The sequence below is a fragment of the Coprobacter secundus subsp. similis genome, from assembly GCF_015097275.1.
Classification (GTDB): domain Bacteria; phylum Bacteroidota; class Bacteroidia; order Bacteroidales; family Coprobacteraceae; genus Coprobacter; species Coprobacter secundus.
Window position 1 is genome coordinate 33259 of the sequence record NZ_AP023322.1, and the last position, 22228, is coordinate 55486.

Sequence of the window (22228 nt, forward strand, 5' to 3'; positions counted from 1 at the left end):
CGTATTGGGTTGTAATTTCCTGTTTTTACAGTCCGCTATTTTCCTTGTAAAAACGGAAAAATATTTTCGAAAGAAATTCCTAAATCTGCCCCGGACAATATTTCCTTATCGGAAAATTCGGACAGGCTCTAAAAAAATCAATCCAAAGATACGTAATTTTGAAAAGAAAAAAACTTCGTGAGGGGTTAATCATGTTTATTTGGGGTTTGGGCTTGTATATTCGGAAAAAAATCTATTTTTGTCAGTGAAAACATTTTCGTATTTTTGTTTTCGTATGGGAAAACACTTGCTTACATATTTGTTGTTTTTGTGGGTCGGCGTTATGTCCGGCTTGGCCTTCGTCGTTCAAGCGTCTCCTAATTTTTATTTCAAGCAGTTGTCTCAACAGGATGGGCTTCCTCAGAATTTTGTGCGTTCTATCATGCTCGACCATAATGGCTTTTTTTGGATTGGTACGAGTCGGGGGGTGAGCCGTTTTGATCGCCATGAGTTCAAGAATTATTCGGCAGTGCCAGATTCTGCTACTTCTTTGCCTGATAATCTGATTCATTTTATTGTAGAGGATGCCCAGAATAATATCTGGATTTCGACGTCTAAAGGGGTATGTGTGTATCAGAGGAAAAGTGATGATTTCAAACGGATTCGGTGGGGCAAGAGAGCTTTGCAGGCTCATTCTTACATGCTGACGGACGATGCTCTTCTTTTGGGAGGGCGGGGTGTGATATATCGTTGGGATTATGCGCGGTGTGTCATGGATACGGTTCCTATCCGGTGGAAGGAGAGGTCTTATGCTTTTTTTAATTATATGTCTTCTTGGCGTAAGCATTATTGGGTACTGTCGTCCCGGTGGGAGGGCATGTGGATTTTGGATTGCCGTACGGGTGAGATAACGAGGCCTGAGTTTTGCAGGGAGAGGGAGATTATGGCTGTGAAGGTGGACAGCCGGGATAATTTGTGGATTTCTCCGTATGGAAAGGGTCTCGACGGATATGGGGATGGCGGCAGGAAGCGAGTGCATTATGATATGTCGAATTCTGATTTGACTCATAATGTAATTCTCGATATAGAGGAGAGGGACGGTCAGTTGTGGCTGGCTACGGATGGTGGCGGTATCAGTATATTGAACAGGGGTGATAATTCGTTTTCCAATATCCGGTATGTTCCGGGTGATGTGTATTCGTTTCCGGTGAGTTCTGTGTTTTGTCTGTATCGGGATAAGGATAATAATATGTGGGCCGGAACGATACGTGGCGGGCTGTTCGGTATCAAAGAGGTGTATATGAGGACTTATCGTGATGTGCCTCCGGGGAGCAGTTACGGGATGAGCGACAAGACGGTGTTGTGTCTTTATGAGGACAGGGACGGTTCTGTGTGGATAGGGACGGACGGTGGCGGGTTGAACCGGCTGGATACGAGGAGCAATAAGTTTACGCATTATCCGAGTACTTATGATAGTAAGGTGGCGTCTATAACGTATTATAGTGATCGTGAGCTGTTGGTGTATTTTTTTGCCAAGGGGTTGTTCCTGTTCGATAAACGGACTGGGAGTTTGCGTCCTTTTATTTTACTGAATGAGCGACGTAATGAGCAGATTGCCCATTCGGGTATCTCGGTCAATGTGGATTATTTTGATACTGACAAGATACATTTGTTTGCTGATAAGATATATATGTATGATAAGAGGGCGGCTTCTTTTTCTGTGGCTCATGTTGCGGACTCGTCTCGTTATTATGGTACGGTCCAGCGCTTTTATTCTGATAGGGATGTGACGTATCTTTTCGGCCGTAATTATATTCTCAAGCTCGATAATAAGAAAAATGATGCGTTTTGCATTCTTTCGCTGGAGTATAAAGCGTATATAAATGCTGCGTGTTGTGATGAAAAAGGTAATTTTTGGATTGGAACTAACCAAGGTTTATTATATTATAATGTATATTCTCATGCTTTGAGAAGTGTGAAAACGAACATGTTCAGGGAGATTACTTCCATGGTGTATTCGGACAAAGGGTTATGGATAGGTGCCGAGGGGATGTTGTTCCGTTATTCGATAGCGGAGAATAAGTTTTTTATTTATGGTGAGTCTGATGGTGCTTCGCCTAATGAATATTTGTTCAAACCGACACTGGTATCCCGGACGGGGGATATTTATATGGGCGGAGTGACGGGGCTTTTACGTATTGACGGGCAGAGGTATAAGGAATATGTGCAGCCGTCACCGTTGTCTGTCGAACTGACGGATGTTGTTCTCGACGGTGTCTCGGCAATGAAGGATATTAATGATTCGGACCGGGGACTCTGTATTCCTTGGGATCATACTTCTTTGGTGGTAAAGACGATGGTGAGGGAGAAGGATGTGTTCCGGAAGAAGATGTTCCGGTTCAGTATCGAGGGGCTCGACCGGTCGGATATAGAGTCGTATGACCATACGTTGACATTGCATTCTTTGCCGGTGGGAAAGTACCGGATAATGGCGTCGTGCAGTACTCAGGATGGAGGTTGGAGCCGTCCCAACTGTATTCTGTCTTTGGAGGTGGTACCGCCATGGTGGGAGCAACCGTGGTTTGTTATCGTCCTGGTACTGGTGATTGCGTTGGCATGTTATCTGGTAATGGCTTATATTATAAGGAAGAAGGAAGACCGGTTGCAACTCGAGATGAAGGAGCGGGAGCGTAAGGTGTATGAGGATAAGGTGCGTTTCCTGATTAATATCAGCCATGAGTTGCGTACTCCTCTGACGTTGATTTATGCTCCATTGAAGAGGCTTTTGGGAGGTAAGTTTACTGATAATGAGTTGAAATTGCAGTTGACCCGGATATTCAAGCAGGCCCGCCAGATGCGTAATATTATAAACATGGTGCTCGATATGCGCCGTATGGAGGTGGGGTATGAGGCTTTGCATCTGCTTCCTCATCCGTTGAATGCATGGATAGAGTCTGTTGTGGGTGATTTTGCCGAGGAGTTCCGGACGAAGGGGATAATGCTCTTTTTCCGCGCGGATGAGAGGGTAGATAATGTTTCTTTCGATAAGGGGAAGTGTGAAATTGTGTTGTCTAATCTTTTGATGAATGCACTCAAATTCAGCCAGGAGGGTACTACGGTGATTGTCTCTACGGAGAGGAGGGACGGTTGTGTGCGTGTTTCGGTCAAGGACGAGGGGATAGGATTGAGTGACAGCGATTTTACGCATTTGTTTACGCGTTTTTATCAGGGAGAGCATCAGATGAGCGGCAGTGGTATCGGGTTGTCTTATTCCAAAACATTGCTCGAGTTGCATGGGGGCAAGATAGGGGCTTATAATAATGAGGGTAAGGGGGCTACTTTCTGGTTTGAGTTGCCTTTGACCGAGAGAGATATGGATGTAGTGTGTGATCCGGGTACGTATCTGAATGATATTCAATATCTCGATACTGAAATGGAGGTGTGTGTCGAGGAGAGGGATTTTCCTCTTCACCAGTATTCTATCTTGATAGTCGATGATGAGCGGGAGATACGTTCTTTTATCAAGGATTCTTTCGGAAGTATTTTCAAGCAGGTGTATACTGCTGAAGATGGCCGGGATGGTCTTGATGTAGTGCGCCAGTGGCAGCCAGATTTGGTGATAAGTGACATTATGATGCCGCGTATGGATGGTTTCGAGTTTTGCCGTGAGTTGAAGAGTGATATCCAAATCAGTCATATTCCGGTTATTTTGCTTACGGCGCGGGATAATCCGGAGAGTTTGTCGGCGGGGTATAAATTGGGGGCCGATTTTTATTTGTCGAAGCCCTTTGATAATGAGATGCTTCTGACTATCATACGTAATCTGTTGCGGAACCGGGAGCAGATAAAGAGTTATTACCGGAATGCCGTACCGGTGTCTATTGCTCCGAAGGACCAGACATTCAGTAATGCTGATGAACAGTTCTTGATGAAATTGAATGGCCTGGTGATGGAAAATCTGGATAATTCCGAGCTGGATGTGAAATACCTGACTGTGGAGATAGGAATGAGCCGGGCGTCTCTATATAATAAGGTAAAGGCGTTGACCGGCTTGGGTGTGAATGATTATATCAATCGTATAAGGATAGAGCAGGCTATGCAGTTGCTTGCAAATACGGGTTTGTCGGTGACAGAGATTTCGGAACGTACGGGATTTTCCAGTTCGCGTTATTTCAGTACTTCTTTTAAACAGTTTACTTCGATGACGCCTTCGGAGTATAAAGAACGGTGCAGGAGTGGTGTACAAGCGTAGAGGAGAAGTTTATTCAGGAGTTTTTTTTAATTAATAGATAATCAGTTAGTTATATTGTTTGTAATCAAAATTAGACAATTCCGAACATCGTTTAGACGCATTCGAACATGTTTTTTTTGTGCCCTTTTTACATTTGCAGTACACGAAAAAACTAATTCATTAATTAAATTCTTTTATTATGAAAACAAAAGTATTACTATTTTCGACTTTGTTTTTTTCTGCTCATTTATTTACGTATGCTGCGGACGAGGATATCACTCCCGGTCATTTGAAATTTGCCGATAAAGCGGCGGGTCCGTATGAGTTTGTTCATTATTCTTCAACGGGAGCTAATCCTACTTCTCCTTATCCGGCTGAAAATTTGAAAGAGGACGGTACTGTTGTGCTTACCGGAGGACAGGTGAAGGATGAGACGGGTGTGGCTATATTGAACAAGGGTTGCCATATCGTCGCTTCGGAATATGGAAATATGTTGCTGATAAAGGGTAACGGGAGTACGGAACAACCGGACTTGAGTGCGGCTGATGCTTTGGGCGGATATGCGAATATCCATATGTTTACTCAGACCGATTTCCCGATAAATACTCCGGTACGTTTTCATTTTGTATCGAAGGTCATCGGAGACCCTGTGACAGCGGATTATAAAATCTCTATCTGGAATTACGGTGGTGCGGTAACTAATGTACCTCTGCCCGAGACTACGACATATACGGCTGTGGATACGAAGTGGTGGCCGATATATGCGGACTTGGATATTGCCGGAATTACGGGTTCGGACAGGATTCCTTTACGCATACGGTTCAATATTCCGGGCGGTCATCTTGCAAACAGAGCCATCTATATAGCCAAGATACAGTTTACAGCCAATCCTACGGGAGAGTGTCCCGAATTCAATCCTATTACGTTCGACGGTTGGGATACTCCTGACGGCTCTACTCCTTCGGGTATCGATGCCATTGGAAATGATGCAAAAGGTTTCGTTACGTGGGATAACCAGTATATCTATCTGAATAATATGGATATAGACAGTGTGGTATCTATTTATTCTTTGAACGGTGCTTTGGTAAAGACAGTCAGCGTAACCGATTCGTTCATGGAGGTACCGATGTCTCGTGGTGCTTATATTGTAAAATACGCTAATAAAACATCAAAGGTTATCCTTTGAGATAGATAAATTGTCGGATAGTGACCGGGATGTGTGCTCCCGGTTTCTATCTTCTTTTTTCTTCGTGAATACTTTAAATTAATATGTATATGAAAACAAGGAATCTCCTACTTATTTTCTTCAGTTTGTTTTGTGTCAGTTCGGTGTTTTCTCAAAGTACGAATTATGCTTTGCGTTTCAATGGGGACGGTGAGGTCGATTGCGGGGTTATACCGGATTTGGATAATTTGAGTTTATATTCTGTACAGTTTTTGGTAAATCCTTCGGAATGGGCAGAGAATGCGTATATTTTTAAAAGAGGGGCCGACAGTGAGGAATTTTCTTTGAAGCTGGGGACATCGGGACAACTGGTGTATAAGATTGCTTCTCAGGAGATTGTCGTTGCTACAGACCTTCCGGTGAATGCTTGGACACAGATTACGATTTCGGCGTTTGCCAATGGTATCGATGTCTGGACCAACGGGACGAAGGTGTGGAAGGCCAATGCCGGAGGGGCTGTTATACCGGTGTCGGCATCATCGTTTGTTATCGGAGAGAATTTTAAGGGACGTATCGATGAGTTCCGTTTCTGGAATGCGGAAATGCCGGGTGCCGAACCGGAAAATCTGATGTTCCGCAATACGGTGAACAAGTTTCATCCGAAATATGAGAATTTACTTTTCTATTATAAATTTGACCAGGACCAGTGCGAGGATATCGTGGATTACAAGCTGGCTTATCATGGCGTACCTACAAATGTAACTCGGGAAGCGGTTACTGATAATGATTATTTCAAGTATCGTGTGGTTACGGGTTATTCTTCGTTTGTACGTCATTGCGACCGTCTGCAAATAGACCGAGATATGCACTTGATGACTAATGATTTGATTATTCTCGATGCTCAAGTAGCTGGAGCTACCGGGGCTGTATCGTTGACTTATCCGGATAATCAGGGTACGTTGAGTAATGCTTCTTATATGGCTGAATATGAAGGACGTAGTGGAGTTCTTTCTCTTCAGGGTGACGGTGCCGGCATGAATGTCGGGCAGGAGGTGTTGCAGGATAAAGGAGGATTGCCCGCTTTGAAGTATGCTACTATCGAGGCTTGGATATGTGTGGGAGAATGGAAAAACGGAGCTGCGATTTTTAACAAGAGTGATGATTCGCATCAGTTTGCCATAAAGTTGGGTGACGAGTCGAAGAAGGAGCTGCTGGTAGAGATAAACGGGTATACTTATAATTTTGAGAATGCGATAAAGGCTTCGGGATGGGAGCATATTGCGGTAGCTATCGTTTCGACTACCGGCCGGGCAAATGCCAGAATACGCTTGTATACTAATGGCGGTACCACTCCTGCTTATGCTAATAATATATCGACGATTCCTACTGAAGATGATTTTACGTTCTTGAATACTTCGGCCAATGCCGTTATCGGGGAGAATTTTAAAGGATATATCGATGAGGTGATGGTCTGGGGAAATTCCCGTACGGATAGCCAGATAAAACAGGATGCTGCCGGCACGTCGGGCGACCTTACTTTTCCCGGCGGAGGGGACGGAGCTATTTATCTGTTGTCGTACTGGCAGTTTGACGATAAGGATAATCCGGGCAAGAATACCCGGAGCTGGAAAGAGATGCTGGCACAAATACGTAAGATGTATGATGGATACAGGGGGTACAAGATACGTTTGGGCCTGATTTCTTCGGATAAGGATGAGAGCGGAAATAAATTGTGGACTTCTCATATTTCGGATGCAGCCTGGCGCGAACGGTTGGCTTCGGATGTGGCTGAGTTACTGCCTTATTGCGACGGTATAGATGTGGACTTCGAGTGGCTTTATAGCGGAGACCAGAGATGGAAAACGGGGTATGGTCCTATGGTAGAGGCTTTGCGCAAGGTTATTCCGGAGGATAAGGTATTCAGTGTATCCCTTCATCCGGTGGCATATTTCTTGCCGACGGAGTATATAAATCTGCCTGATTATTATACTTTCCAGATATATGGTCCCAGCAAGACTTATTTTGCATATAACAATTATGTCTCGTCATACAACAATTTCATCAAGTGGGGATTTCCCAAGGAGAAGATAGGCATGTCGTATCCTACAACGGCGACTACGGGAAGTGTCGTATCGGGGTATAAGAATATTGTGGCTGCCAATCCTGATTTGGCTACGGACTTGAATGAGGCTACGATGTCGGGTTCTACGTATACGTTTAACGGTGTGGATTGTGTGAAGGATAAAATGAATTTTATTCTGGAACAAAACAGCGGTACGGTGATGTATTTCGATATGGGGAACGATGTTGCGGTTTCCAATCCATTGAGCTTGATACGGGCGGCTAATTCGGTGATTTCGTCCAATGTGGATACGATTATTACGAAAACGGACAGCGAGCCTACTTCGTTGCCGTCTGTGAAGAGAGATGAAAAAAAAACGACAGCCCTCATCTATAATGAACGTTCGGAAGAAATCGTGGTGACCGCGATTTCGGATGCGTACTTGTCGCGTATCTCTTTGGTGTCGTCTGTGGGAATGCTCGTGCGTGACGAGAAGGTGTCGGGGAGGTATTATGCCATGCAGACTAACACATTTTCTCCGGGGGTGTATATTGCCCGTGTGGAATCGACCGAAGGGGTAGATGTTTTTAAATTTCGGATAAAAAAATAAACCTTAAAATATAGTTAAATGAAAATTGAGATAAAAAATATTTTCAGAAAGGCCTTGTTGCTTTTACTGCTGGCCCTGTTCGGGGGACAGGTTGTGTATGCGCAGGGCATAACCATAAAGGGGAAAGTCAGTGACGACAAAGAGCCTTTGATGGGGGTTACCATACAGGTAAAGGGTACGTCGAAGGCTACGGCGACCGACCTGGACGGAAATTATACGATTAGCGTACCGGATAAGAAATCGGTTCTTGTATTTTCTTATATAGGTTATCAGAAACAGAGTATCGAGGTAGGCAATAAGACGGTCATCAATGTAAAAATGCAGGATGATTCCAAATTGCTCGACGAAGTAGTCGTTATCGGTTACGGTAGTGTCAAGAAAAGTGATGTTACGGGGGCTATCGCTTCTTTGCGTCCGGATGAAATGGATGCTTCCAAGAGTGTGACTCTCGATAATTTGTTGCAGGGTAAGGTGGCCGGCTTGGTGGTCGGGTCTACCAATACGACTCCGGGTGCTGCAACTTCGATTACCATTCGTGGTGCCAGTTCGTTGCGCGGAGACAACCAGCCTTTGTATGTGATAGACAATATTCCTCAGGCATCTACCGGAGAGTTTGCTTCTTCTGCTTTCGGTGACGATGACTATCAGACTGCGGCCGACCCGCTGAGTAGTTTGAATCCTTCTGATATAGAGAGCATAGAGGTGTTGAAAGATGCTTCTGCTACGGCCATTTACGGGTCTCGTGGTGCCAACGGTGTTATCTTGATTACGACAAAGAAAGGAAAGGCGGGCAAACCTCGTGTCAATGCGAATGCCAACTTTACGATAGCGAATGCTACCCGTCTGTATGATATGTTGAATTTGAGTGATTATGCTGATTACCGGAATGCCCAGTCGGGTCCTGACGACCGTCAGTTCTTCAAATCGGGCAACGAGGTGCGTTATATTTTCTCCGGGGGCAAGTATGACGAGAATGACCCCGGAAGTTACCGGGTTTTGCAGGAAAGGGACTGGCAACGGGAGATTTATCGTACGGCATTTTCGCAGAACTATTCGGTTTCGGTGAACGGTGGTGCCGAAAAGGTGCGGTATTTCGTGTCTGCGTCATATAAGAATATCAACGGTATTGTAAAGCAGACCGGTCTGCAGCAGGGGGACTTGCGTGCTAACTTGTCAATGGATTTGTCGAAGAGGGTATCGGTAGACTTGTCGTTGAGCGGTTCATTGAAAAAGAATGATATGATGTCGGGCAGTAATGCCAATGGTGGTGCGCAGGGTTCTGTCTCGGTGACAGCCATCACTTCGCAGCCGTTTGAGTATCCGGCCGATGACCCTTCGTTGAGCGGAACAAACGGTATGGAAAAGAGAATTACGGTGTTTAGCTGGTTGAACGACTATGATGACCAGACCACGGAGAATGCGTTCCGTGCATCGATGGATTTGAAGTGGAAAATATGGAAGGGCCTTACTTACAGTTTGCGTGCGGGAGGTAATTTGAGGGACGAGTATCGTGCCCGTTGGTTCGGAACCGAGACTTTCCGGGGGAATAACGACAAGGGTTCTTTGGGTATAACGGATTTGAAGCAGTATAATGTTACGGTGGAAAATATGTTGAATTATCATCAGACTTTTGAGCATATTCTCGATTTGGATGTGACGGCAGCTGTTACGTATGATGATTATAATTATCTGAACAAGCGGACACAGGGACGCCAGTTCTCCAATATGAGTTTCGGTATCGACGGATTGCATATGGCCGAGAAGATTTCTTATCTGGAACCTGTACAGCGAGACTACCAGTTGCTTTCTTATCTGGGACGTGTGAATCTTTCGTTCCTCGACGGGCGTTATCTGGCTACGGCTTCGTTCCGGGCCGATGGGTCGAGCCGTTTTGCAAGGGGTCACCGTTGGGCTTACTTCCCATCTTTCTCGCTTGCTTGGCGTATGGAACAGGAAGAGTTTATAAAGAATAATGTGGACTGGCTCGACCAGTTTAAGGTGAGACTGGGTTATGGCCAGACGGGTAACTCGGCGATAGACCCGTATAGCAGTTTTTCCAATTACAGCCAGATTATAGATTATGCCAATGCTACGGGCGACAAGGTACTGGCGATGGCTATCGACAAGTTGCAGAACGAGGGTCTTACATGGGAAACGACGGTGTCGTGGAATGTGGGTCTTGATTTCGGAGTTTTGAAAAACCGATTGAGAGGGTCGTTTGACTTCTATAACAAGGAAACAAGAGATTTGTTGATTTCCAGAATATTACCGCCTTCTGCGGGATTCTCCAGTGTTTATTATAATTCGGGGAACTTGTTGAACCGAGGTGTCGAGTTCAGTGTGGATGCGGATATTATCCGAACCAAAGATTTTGTATGGACATTCGGCGGCAATATCGGAAAGAATAATCCGAAGATTAAAGATTTGGGTGTATCGAGAGGTAATTTCGGCGTTTATGAGGATATTCTGGCTTATGAGGGTAACTCATTGGGCAACCATTTCGGCAATGCTCACCTGTTCTGGGTGGGACATGCTCCGGGGCTTTTCCTTGGATACCAGACCGACGGGATTGTGCAGGAGGAGGACTTGCCGGCCAATGGCGGTTCGTATACAGTAACTCAGGATTTGAGTACGGGTGGTGCTCCTCAGGCGGGAGATATAAAGATTATCGACCAGAACGGGGATGGAATTATTAATACCGATGACCGGGTAATTATCGGTAATCCGAATCCTAAATTCACGTATGGTTTCCAAACTCGTTTTACATGGAGAGATTTGAGCCTTTCGGCACAGTTCAACGGTGTGTATGGCAAGGATATGATAAATACGAATTTGCGTTACCAGGCTATACCCAGCCGGACCGGTGGTAATTTGAGAACCGAGGCTTGGCAAGGTGCATGGACGGCAGAAAACCGTTCGAATATTTATCCGAGGGTCAATTATACGTTGCCTACTCCGGCGGTTCTGGACCGTTATGTAGAGGATGCGAGCTTCTTGCGTTGCACCGATATTACTCTTTCTTATAATTTGCCGAAGAAGGCGTTGAAAAAGATAGGATTCAATTCGATAAATGTCTTTGCATCTGTCAAGAATGCATTCCTTATCACTGATTACAGCGGTTATGACCCGGAGGTAAACTCTTTTGCTTTCGATGGCTTACGCCCGGGAGTAGATATGAGTTCGTTCCCCCATGCCCGTTCGTTTATATTCGGTCTGAATGTTTCATTTTAATATAGGATAGTTATGAAATTGATAAAATATATATTTGTTTTGGGGATTGTGAGCGTGGGCTTGTCTTCGTGTGAGGATTGGCTCGATGAAGATCCCAAATATTCTGTGGACAATACGGTCGTGTTCGATTCGCAGGAGACCGCCAAGCAGGCTCTGGATGCTTGCTATGGTTATCTGACTACGCAAGATTGTTTCGGGCAGGGCGTTTATGAGATGTCTGTGGGCGGTTCGGGACTGTCCTGGTCACAAACGAACGGTGGCGAGCCTGACCGTTATGCGTCGTTGAATGCGACTCCGGCGGGTGATGCCGTACTGTGGGCTTGGAGAGGATTATATAAGGCCATACAGGAGTGTAATACTTTTATCGTAAATATGAATAAGGGGTCGTTGAGTGCCGAGTTGAAAGAGAACTATACGGCTCAGGCATCGTTTATCCGCGGATTGTGTTATTATTATTTGGCCATGATGTGGGGGGACGTTCCTTTGCGAACGGAACCGTCGGCACATGACGGGATTTCTGAACCGAAGTCTCCGTTTACCGATGTTGTCGAACAGATTTTTACCGACTGGAAGTATGCTTATGATTATCTGCCGGAGGACGGGACTCATACCGACGGCTATATCGATAAGATGGGTGTGGCTGCTTATCTTGCCAAACTGAACTGGATATTGTCTTGTAATCCTGACTTGGCAGAGCATAAGAGTGACTATCTGAATGATGCCAAGTATTGGTGTGATATTGTCTATGGCAAGTATTCGTTGCAGCCTCGCTATGCCGACCTTTTTGTGAATCATGTGCAGGATTCTCCGGAGTCTATCTTCCAACTGAATTTTACGACTTCGTCGGATTATTCATGGAATCGCTTGAACTGGATTTTTGCTGCCGATAATGCTTCTCAGGGTACGGCTTACCAGCGTATACGTTCGAGCAAGGCGTTTCACGACCTGTTCAGGGGGACTTATCCGGGTGACCCGCGTTATGATGCTACTTTCCTGACGCGGTGGTATGATGTGAAGAAGGGTAGTTCTTATCATTTGGTCAGCGACTCGGTGTATACATATCCGTATAAGTCGTATAAGTCTAAGTCGACAAGCCGTGTAGCAGATGCTGTCGCATATATCCCTTATGACCAGGTGGCGGATGCGACCAATCCTACGGTAGAGGAGCTTACTACCTTGCAGGAGCAGTTCTATACTTTGAATACGGCTACCGGAGAAAAGAAGGTGATAGACTTGGTGGGGCAGTTTGCGACGTCGGTAGGCGACCATGCAGGATGGCCTTTGTGGAAAAAGCAAATCGATTTTAACTGTCAGGCGCAGCAGAGCAATAACAATATCATCCTGTACCGTTATGCCGACTTTTTGCTCTTGATGGCGGATGTGTATAATGAATTGAACGAGACGGGCAAGGCTATCGGTCTTGTAAATGAGGTGTTGAGCCGTGCACGTACTTCGGTGACTCCGGCTGCTGCGCAACCGGCAGATTTTCCCGGTAATCTGACAAAAGACGAGCTTCGCGACAAGATATTCTATGAACGGCTGTTCGAGCTGGCTGCGGAGCCTGAAATGTATATCGATATACGCCGGGGTGGAACGAAGACTTTGAAAATGGCCCTGGAAATCGTGAACCGCCATGCTATAACTTACGAGCATAGTGAGGGAGAGAAACAGAAACAAAATCCCGACCAGCGTTTCCGTGACCGTTACTTCGGAGCAGATGCTACGTTCTGCGGAAAGGTAACTGATGAGAACTTTTTGAAAAAGAATTTGCATTTGCCTATTCCTCATTCTGAGTTGAGTTCGAATGACGGTATGTCGGCAGCAGACCAAAATTACGGATATTGATTTCCGGTATGCAGAATAATGGATGACACTCAGGGAGCTTGTCATTCATTATTTTGTTATTTCAGATATTTATCTATTGTAACCGGTATTTTCCTGTTGTCACGGAGTATCGGGGGAGAGTTTTAGACAATATTGAATATTATTTGGACGCAATCGAATGTGCCGGTCTTGACGTCTTTTCTATATTTGCGGTACATGAAAACATTAGTCCCACTATTATAATGCTTATTTATGAAATCGATAAATCCTAATTTACTTTACACCGCAGCATCTTTTGCTGTATTGGGGGTTGCCACTTCGTGCCAGAGCAAGAAAAAGGAGGAGCAAAAACTGCTGAATATCGTATATATCATGACCGACGACCATACGGCCCAGATGATGAGTTGTTATGATTCGCGTTTTATAGAGACTCCCCATCTCGACCGTATAGCGCGTGAGGGGGTGAGATTTACCAACAGTTTTGTCACTAATTCTCTCAGCGGTCCCAGCCGGGCTTGCATGCTGACGGGAAAATTCAGTCATAAAAACGGATTTACCGATAATACGACTTGCAAGTTTGACGGGGCTCAGCAGACGATGCCCAAATTGTTGCAAAAGGCAGGTTACCAGACGGCTATTGTGGGAAAATGGCATCTCGAAACATTGCCTACGGGTTTTGATTTCTGGGAGATTCTGCCGGGACAGGGCGACTACTATAATCCTGATTTTATAACGGAGACAAACGACACTGTGCGTAAAGAGGGGTATGTGACCAATATCATCACGGATGAGAGTCTCGACTGGTTGCAGAACAAGAGGGACAAGAGTAAACCGTTCTGCCTCTTTATCCACCATAAGGCGATACACCGGAACTGGATGGCGGATACGTGCCATCTGGCGTTGTATGAGGATAAGGAATTTGCTTATCCAGACAATTTCTTCGATACGTACGAGGGACGTCCGGCTGCCGCTGCCCAAGAAATGAGCATAGGGAAGGACATGGACTTGATTTATGACTTGAAGATGTTGCGTGCGGATAAGAATAGCCGCCTGAAGTCTCTGTACGAACAGTTTTACGGACGTATGGACTCGGCACAAAAGGCTGCATGGGACAGGTTCTACACGCCTATCATAGACAAGTTTTATAAGGATAATTTGAAGGGTGAGGAGCTGGTCCGCTGGAAGTATCAGCGGTATATGCGCGATTATGCGAAGACGGTGAAGTCGCTCGACGATAATGTGGGGCGTGTGCTCGACTATCTGGAAAAGGAGGGTTTGCTCGACAATACTCTTGTGGTGTATACTTCTGACCAAGGGTTTTATATGGGTGAGCACGGGTGGTTTGACAAACGGTTTATGTATGAGGAATCGATGCATACGCCTTTGATAATGCGTCTGCCAAAGGGTTTTGACAAGCGGGGGGATATTTCCCAAATGGTACAGAACATCGATTATGCTCCGACTTTTCTCGAACTGGCTGGAGTATCCGTACCGTCGGATATACAGGGTGTTTCTTTGCTTCCGTTGTTGAGGGGCGAGGAGCCGGCGGACTGGAGAAAGTCGATGTATTATCATTTTTACGAATTTCCGGCAGAGCATATGGTGAAGCGTCATTATGGCGTGAGAACCGACCGTTATAAACTGATTCATTTTTATAATGATATAGATGAGTGGGAGTTGTATGATTTGCAGAATGACAAGTACGAAATGCACAATATTTTCGGGCAGAAGGGGACTGAGGAGATAACTTCTGATTTGATGCGGGAACTGAAGCGGTTACAAGTGCAATACGATGACCCTATTTTGAAAGAGTATCCAATTAACGAATAAGCGAGTTTGTATTATGAAGATGAGGTGTATACTGATTGCATTTAATTTTTTGTTTTGTTTTTCGATATATGCGGGAGTCCCGGAGAAGGGGGATTTTCTGCCGGTGGTGCCGTGTCCTGCGGAGTACTCGGCCGGTGAGGGGTATTTCATCTTCGGTCCGGAGACGACTTTCGGTATCGAAAACGAGTCACAACTGCGGATGGTTTCTGATTTTGTGTCGCTGTTCAGGGCTGCCGGTTTTGTACCCGGGGTCAAAATTGGGGATGACAGAGCTGATGTGCGGATGGTGACGAATGTGTCGTTGCCGGACGAGTCGTATCATCTGGCAGTGACGACGAAAAAGATAAGGATAGAGGCGTCGAGCGATGCCGGATTTTTTTACGCTTTGCAGTCGCTTCGGCAGTTATTGCCTCCTGCGGTAGAGGGGGACGGGCTGGATATGGCGATGGATTGCCGGGTTCCGGCCGTAACGATAAGTGACCGCCCGCGTTTCGGGTATCGGGGACTTATGGTGGACGTGTCCCGCTTTTTCATGCCGAAGCAAAATTTGCTGCGGATTATAGATGCAGCATCGTTCTTGAAGATAAATAAGTTACATTTGCATCTGGTGGACGACAACGGTTGGCGGCTGGAGATAAAGAGGTATCCCAGACTGACTCAGGTGGGTGCGTGGCGGGTGAAACGTGACGAGCCTTTTCCGAACCGGAGGAATCCGGAGAGGGGTGAGCCTGTACCGGTAGGGGGATATTATACTCAGGAGGATATGAAGGAAATAATCCGCTATGCGGCTTCGCGTCAGATAGAGATTATCCCAGAGATAGAGATGCCGGCGCATACCAATTCGTCTCTGGCGGCTTATCCTGAGCTGGCTTGTCCGGTGGTAGACCGTTTTATCGGGGTGCTGCCGGGTGGCGGCGGAAAAAATGCGGAGATAGTCTACTGTGCCGGAAACGACAGCGTGTTTGCTTTTTTAGAGGGAGTTATCGATGAGGTGGCGGAGTTGTTTCCGTCGAGGTATATCCATCTGGGGGGCGATGAGGCTTCGAAAGTGAATTGGGCGAAGTGTCCTAAATGCCAGGCCCGGATGAAAGCCGAGCATATCGAACATATCGAGGAGTTGCAGAGTTATTTCATGACTCGTATGAGTAGTTATGTAAAGAGCAAAGGCAAGGAAGTAATGGGCTGGGATGAGTTGACGAACAGTACTTTGCCTGAAGGAGCTATCATATATGGCTGGCAAGGGCTGGGCAAGGCTGCATTGAAAGCTGCCGAGCAGGGACACCGGTTTGTCATGACTCCTGCGAGAATCCTGTATCTGATTCGTTATCAGGGACCGCAATGGTTCGAACCTTTGACTTATTTCGGAAATAATACGTTGAAGGATGTGTATATGTATGAGCCGGTACAGAAGGAGTGGAATCCGGCTTATGAGAATTTGTTGCTGGGTGTGCAGGCTTCAATGTGGACGGAGTTTTGCAGCAAACCGGAGGATGTGGAGTATCAATTGTTTCCCCGCTTGCTGGCTCTGTCGGATATTGCTTGGGGACAGAAGAACCGAAAAGACTGGCCGGATTTTTTGAAAAGGATAGATGGGGTATTGCCTCATATCAAGGAGATGGGCATTACTTGTGCGCGGTCGATGTATAATATCGACCATACAGTTACTCCGATGAAGAACCGGTTGTCGGTGGAGTTGTCTTGCATCCGTCCTGATGTAGAGATACGATATACGACCGACGGGACGGAACCGGATGCATCGTCCTTGTTGTATACTGCTCCGCTGACGGTGGAGGGTACGACTTGCATAAAGGCGTCGACTTTTGCAGGCAGTGAGAAAATGGGACAGACTTTGTCTCTGGATATGTCGTGGAATAAGGCTACGGGGAAAAAGGTGCTGACCTCGAATGAGAAGGGTTATGTACTGACAAACGGAATACGGGGCAGCTTGCGCCATACGGATTTTGAGTGGGCCGGTTGGTACGACCAGGATGCTTCGTTTGTACTGGATTTGGGCAAGAAGACATCGGTAAGCAAGGTAAGGCTGGGATGTATTACCAATTCGGGGATGGCTGTTCATAAGCCTGTTTCCATTCGTTTGTCCGTCTCGAATAATGGGAAAAAGTTTGTTCCGGCTGGGGAGATTGTGTATGCTCCGGAGGATATTTTTAGAAACCGGACTGCTGTAGAGGACGCTGTTTTTGAAGGTCTGGATGTGAATACCCGTTATTTGAAGCTGGAGATGAAAAATCCCGGGGTTTGTCCTGCGGGTGATGTGCGAGAGGGGCAGAAAGTATGGATGTATTTTGACGAGTTGATGGTCGAATGATTTTTGCGGGTGGTTGTGTAACCTTGCCCGAAGTTGCCTTTTCCTTGGTTTTTCTTTCGGGGGAGAGGCGGAGGATGAAAAATTTTGATTTATAAATGAAAATGAGAACGAGATGAAATCGATACCGTTTATATTACCTTTAGTTACTGTCCCGCTTTCTTTGGTGCATGCCGAAAAGCGGGAGAAGGCGGAGATGCCTCAAAGTCCGAATGTCATATTTATTTATGCTGATGATATCGGTTATGGCGATTTGAGCTGTAACGGTGCTAAAACAATATGTACTCCTCATGTGGAACGGCTGGCAGCCGAGGGGGTACGATTTACGAATGCCCATAGTGCCGCGGCTACGAGTACTCCTGCCCGGTATGCGATGCTTACCGGGGAGTATGCCTGGCGCAGGAAGGGAACGGGTATTGCCGACGGTGATGCGGGGATGATAATCCGTCCCGAAAGATATACGTTGGCGGATATGTTCCATGAGGCGGGTTATGTTACAGGGGCTATCGGCAAATGGCATCTGGGGCTTGGTGACCAGACGGGGACTCAGGACTGGAACGGACAACTGAAGCCCTGCTTGTCTGATATAGGGTTTGACTATTCTTATATCATGGCGGCTACGGGCGACCGGGTTCCGTGTGTGTTTGTGGAGAATGGCCGGGTTGTGAATCTGAGTCCGGACGACCCGATTTATGTCAGTTATAAGAAAAACTTTCCGGGTGAGCCTACGGGCAAGAACAATCCGGAGCTGTTGGTGATGCAACCTTCCCACGGGCACAATCAGAGCATAGTGAACGGCATCTCCCGTATCGGATTTATGAAAGGCGGGAAATCGGCTTTGTGGAAGGATGACCAGATTGCCGATGAACTGACGCATAAGGCGGTATCGTTTATCGAGGAACATAAGAACCAGCCGTTTTTCCTTTATTTTGCTACGCAGGATGCGCATGTGCCTCGTGTACCGAACGAGCGGTTTGCTGGGAAGTCGGGCATGGGTCCCAGAGGTGATGTGTTGTTACAATTTGACTGGAGCGTAGGCGAGGTTATGGCTACATTGAAACGCTTGGGACTGGATAAGAATACGATTGTGATTTTGTCGAGCGACAACGGGCCTGTCGTTGATGACGGATATAAGGATAATGCAGTGGAGTTATTGGGTGAGCATAAGCCCGGAGGCCCTTTTCGGGGCGGGAAGTATAGTTCGTACGAGGCCGGTACGCGTGTACCTTGTATACTCCGCTGGGCCGGGCGGGTGAAACCTGCAGTTACGGATGCCCTGGTCTGCCAAATCGACTGGATGGCTTCTTTCGCTTCGTTGCTGGGTATCGACCTACCGGAGGGGGCTGCTCCCGACAGTGAGGATTGTCTGGATGCGTGGCTGGGCAAGGATACCCAAGGACGCTCGTATCTGGTGGAACAGAATGCCCAAAACAATTTGTCTATTATTACCGGGGAGTGGAAGTATATAGAGCCCGGCGAGGGGCAACCGTTTAACAAGAATGTGGGTATCGAGACGGGAAACAGCCCGTATCCTCAGTTGTATAACCTGTATAAGGACTTGGGGGAAAAGGAGAATGTTGCCGAGAAATACCCGAAGCAGGTGAAAAAGCTTTCGAGGCAGTTGGAGAAGATAAAGGACAACCGGGTGGGGCTTCCGCTCGAATGATAAATGAACGTGAATTTGTTAACCATACTTATATTAGATGATGAAAAATAACATTCTATTTTGTGCTTGTCTGTTGTTGTTACCGTTCGGATGGTCTCATGCCGAAACGAAACAACCGGAGTGGCAGAGCCAGTATGCCATCGGGCTGAACAAGTTGAAACCTCATGCGTATGTATGGCCGTATAAGAACGGTGATATAGATGGCATTCGTGAACAGAATTACGAGCAGTCGCCTTATTATATGAGCTTGAACGGGACTTGGAAATTTAACTGGGTGCGTAATCCGGACAAGCGTCCGACGGATTTTTATCGTCCTGATTATTATACGGGAAATTGGAATGATATAGAGGTTCCGGGCAACTGGGAGTGCCAGAAATACGGTGTCCCTATTTATGTGAATGAGACGTACGAGTTTGACGACCCGATGTTTCGTTTCAAAAAGAACCCGCCTCTGGTTCCTTATGAGGAGAATGAAGTAGGGTCTTACCGGCGTACGTTTGCCGTACCGGATTCGTGGGACGGGCGGCGCATCGTTTTGTGTTTCGAAGGGGTCACGTCGTTTTATTATGTGTGGCTCAACGGGGAGCTTTTGGGATATAACCAGGGTTCCAAGACTCCTGCCGAATGGGATATTACGGATAAAGTGAAGAAGGGTGAGAATGTCTTGGCGGTGGAGGTGTACCGCTGGAGCGCCGGCTCGTATCTGGAATGCCAGGATATGTGGCGGTTGAGCGGGATAGAACGGGATGTGTATCTTTACAGTACTCCCAAGGAGTTTATCGCTGATTATAAGGTCGTATCTCCACTTGACAGGAAGCAGTATAAGGATGGCGAATTTTCTCTCGACGTACATGTCGGAGGCTTGGACGGAAAGGGAAAATTGGCAGTATATTATGAGTTGCGCGATGCCGATAACCGTATCGTGGCGCGTGATGAGAGAGCGTTGAAGGGACAGGACAGCATCGTTTCTTTCGAGAGGGTGATTCCCGATGTGAAACCGTGGAGTGCCGAGCATCCTTATCTTTATACTCTGGTCATGTATTTGAAGGATGACAAGGGGGGTGTGATAGAGACGACGGGCTGTCCGGTGGGATTTAAGACTTCGGAGATTAAGGAGGGGCGTTTTTGTATAAACGGAGTGCCCGTATTGGTCAAGGGGGTAAACCGGCATGAGTTTTCGAGCCGGGGTCGTACGGTAAGCAAGGAGCTGATGCTGAAAGATATACAGTTGATGAAACAGAATAATATCAATACCGTGCGTTGTGCTCATTATCCGAACCATCCGTATTGGTACCAGTTGTGCGACCGTTATGGTTTATATGTAATAGACGAGGCGAATATAGAGTCTCACGGAATGGGTTACGGCCCGGCGACACTGGCTAAGGATACGTCTTGGCTGAAAGCCCATATGGACCGCACGCAGAGGATGTACGAGCGGACCAAGAATCATCCTTCGGTGTCGGTATTGTCGTTGGGCAATGAGGCCGGTAACGGTGTCAATTTTGAGGAGACATACAAATGGCTAAAGTCGGTGGAGACAAACCGCCCTGTACAGTACGAGCGTGCGGAACAGAATTTCAATACGGATATTTATTGCCGTATGTACCGCAGCATAGATGAGATAAAGGCGTACCTTGCACAGCCGGATATTTACCGGCCTTTTATTCTTTGCGAATATGCTCATGCCATGGGCAACAGCGTGGGGGGACTGAAGGATTACTGGGATGTTTTCGAGTCTGAACCGATGGCGCAGGGTGGTTGTATATGGGACTGGGTAGACCAGTCTTTCCGCGAGGTGGATGCCGACGGCAAATGGTATTGGAGTTATGGCGGGGATTATGGGCCCGAGGGTATTCCTTCGTTTGGGAGTTTTTGTTGTAACGGTCTGGTGAATGCCGCCCGCGAGCCTCATCCTCATCTGTTTGAGGTGAAGAAGGTGTACCAGTATATCAAGGCCCGCCTGACGAATGCGGAGAACTTGACGGTATCGGTGAAGAACTGGTATGACTTTACTGACCTGGCGGATTATACTTTGCACTGGAATGTGACGGCCGATAACGGGACTGTATTGGCGCAAGGGGAGAAGGTTGTGTCTTGTGCTCCGCACCAGACTGTGGATATCGTGCTGGGCAAAGTGAAATTGCCTCGTGATGCGAGAGAGGCTTATCTGAATCTGAGCTGGACGCCGAATCGTGCGTCAGCGTTTATAGGTCAGGGCGATGAGGTGGCTTATGACCAGTTTGTATTGGAGGCTAACCGGAAGTATGCGGAGAAGGTGGATTTACCTTCGGGGTCTTCGTTGAAGAAGGATGGATATACGTGGTCGAACGATAGAGTCGCGGCTACGTTCTCGCCCGAAACGGGAGCTTTGGTGTCGTATAAATACTGGGGAAAGGAGCTGTTGAGTGAACCGTTGCAATTGTCTTTGTACCGTCCTGTGACGGAGAATGACAAGAAGGACAAGTATGGTGCGAAGTTATGGAAAAAGGCCGGACTGGACGGGGTGACTCAGAACGTGACGTCGGTGAAGGCTTCCAAGAACGGATTTACGGCTCATGTTTCTCTTACCAATGCCAAGGGAAAAGTGATAGGTACTGCCAGTTATGTTTATACTCTGGACAGGAAGGGGGTACTGAACGTAAATATGGTGTTTACTCCCGATACGAATATCGTGAAGTCGTTGCCGAGGGTGGGCCTGACTTTCCGTATGCCTGAGACGGCTTGCCGTAATGTGACGTATTTGGGCCGGGGTGATTTCGAGAATTATACAGACCGGGCTGCGGGGCGGATAGGTATTTACAAGACTTCTCCGGATGAGATGTTCCACTGTTATGTGGTGCCGCAGGCTACGGGTAACCGTACAGATACCCGGTGGGTGACATTGACCGGTGAAGATGGCAATGGCTGGAAGGTAGTTGCCAAGCGTCCGTTCCAGTTCAGTGCTACTCCTTATTCGGACGGGAATATCGATGCGGCTACGCATCTCAACGAACTGGTTGCTGACGGGTCGATAACGGTACATGTGGATGCGGCTCAAACGGGTGTGGGTACTGCTACTTGCGGGCCCGGTGTATTGCCTTCGTACCGGTTGCCTCTGGAAACGTATCGTTTTGACTTTACTTTTGTTCCGGTTGTGAAATAGCACCGATTGCTTTTGTTTATTTTTGCGGTAAAACCGGATAGAAATCTTGGAGCAATATAGCGGAAAATAGAGGGAAAAGTGCTATTTTTGTACAAGGTGGATGACCGAGGTTACCGGACGGTTTACCTGTAAGCTGTGTGGATATCTATAGGGATGATTTTATGT

Annotated in this window: 9 protein-coding genes; all 9 read left to right on the top strand. The window is 46.8% G+C overall.

Going from position 1 to position 22228, the window contains the following annotated elements:
- Nucleotides 1-274 precede the first annotated feature (274 nt).
- Nucleotides 275-4231 carry a hybrid sensor histidine kinase/response regulator transcription factor gene (locus tag Cop2CBH44_RS00150; RefSeq protein ID WP_021931584.1) on the top strand — a complete coding sequence of 1319 codons (3957 nt, stop codon included), beginning with the start codon at nucleotides 275-277 and terminating at the stop codon, nucleotides 4229-4231.
- Between the two features lie 178 nt (nucleotides 4232-4409).
- Entirely contained in the window at nucleotides 4410-5396 is a 987-nt protein-coding gene (locus tag Cop2CBH44_RS00155) for a hypothetical protein (protein WP_021931583.1), read from the top strand.
- Between the two features lie 89 nt (nucleotides 5397-5485).
- Entirely contained in the window at nucleotides 5486-8047 is a 2562-nt protein-coding gene (locus Cop2CBH44_RS00160) for a LamG-like jellyroll fold domain-containing protein (protein WP_200755263.1), read from the top strand.
- 18 nt (nucleotides 8048-8065) lie between these two features.
- Complete coding sequence (locus Cop2CBH44_RS00165) at nucleotides 8066-11278, top strand: SusC/RagA family TonB-linked outer membrane protein (protein WP_055100089.1); 3213 nt, start codon at nucleotides 8066-8068, stop codon at nucleotides 11276-11278.
- 12 nt (nucleotides 11279-11290) lie between these two features.
- Nucleotides 11291-13123 (top strand): RagB/SusD family nutrient uptake outer membrane protein, encoded by a 1833-nt coding sequence (locus tag Cop2CBH44_RS00170; RefSeq protein WP_200755264.1) that lies wholly within the window; start codon nucleotides 11291-11293, stop codon nucleotides 13121-13123.
- Between the two features lie 231 nt (nucleotides 13124-13354).
- Entirely contained in the window at nucleotides 13355-14932 is a 1578-nt protein-coding gene (locus tag Cop2CBH44_RS00175) for a sulfatase family protein (protein ID WP_200755265.1), read from the top strand.
- Nucleotides 14933-14945: 13 nt separating this feature from the next.
- Nucleotides 14946-17258: a beta-N-acetylhexosaminidase gene (locus tag Cop2CBH44_RS00180; protein ID WP_246469147.1), complete on the top strand. Its 2313-nt coding sequence runs from the start codon at nucleotides 14946-14948 to the stop codon at nucleotides 17256-17258.
- Between the two features lie 112 nt (nucleotides 17259-17370).
- The gene (locus tag Cop2CBH44_RS00185) at nucleotides 17371-18921 is read left to right on the top strand and encodes a sulfatase family protein (protein WP_200755266.1); all 1551 of its coding nucleotides are present in this window, start codon (nucleotides 17371-17373) and stop codon (nucleotides 18919-18921) included.
- Nucleotides 18922-18961: 40 nt separating this feature from the next.
- Complete coding sequence (locus Cop2CBH44_RS00190) at nucleotides 18962-22063, top strand: glycoside hydrolase family 2 TIM barrel-domain containing protein (protein WP_200755887.1); 3102 nt, start codon at nucleotides 18962-18964, stop codon at nucleotides 22061-22063.
- Nucleotides 22064-22228: the final 165 nt, after the last annotated feature.

What these genes read in the sequence shown, in the direction of transcription:
- Cop2CBH44_RS00170 (WP_200755264.1), top strand. Translation starts at nt 11,291, where the DNA reads ATGAAATTGATAAAATATATATTTGTTTTGGGGATTGTGAGCGTGGGC.
- Cop2CBH44_RS00160 (WP_200755263.1), top strand. Translation starts at nt 5,486, where the DNA reads ATGAAAACAAGGAATCTCCTACTTATTTTCTTCAGTTTGTTTTGTGTC.
- Cop2CBH44_RS00190 (WP_200755887.1), top strand. Translation starts at nt 18,962, where the DNA reads ATGAAAAATAACATTCTATTTTGTGCTTGTCTGTTGTTGTTACCGTTC.
- Cop2CBH44_RS00155 (WP_021931583.1), top strand. Translation starts at nt 4,410, where the DNA reads ATGAAAACAAAAGTATTACTATTTTCGACTTTGTTTTTTTCTGCTCAT.
- Cop2CBH44_RS00165 (WP_055100089.1), top strand. Translation starts at nt 8,066, where the DNA reads ATGAAAATTGAGATAAAAAATATTTTCAGAAAGGCCTTGTTGCTTTTA.
- Cop2CBH44_RS00180 (WP_246469147.1), top strand. Translation starts at nt 14,946, where the DNA reads ATGAAGATGAGGTGTATACTGATTGCATTTAATTTTTTGTTTTGTTTT.
- Cop2CBH44_RS00150 (WP_021931584.1), top strand. Translation starts at nt 275, where the DNA reads ATGGGAAAACACTTGCTTACATATTTGTTGTTTTTGTGGGTCGGCGTT.
- Cop2CBH44_RS00175 (WP_200755265.1), top strand. Translation starts at nt 13,355, where the DNA reads ATGAAATCGATAAATCCTAATTTACTTTACACCGCAGCATCTTTTGCT.
- Cop2CBH44_RS00185 (WP_200755266.1), top strand. Translation starts at nt 17,371, where the DNA reads ATGAAATCGATACCGTTTATATTACCTTTAGTTACTGTCCCGCTTTCT.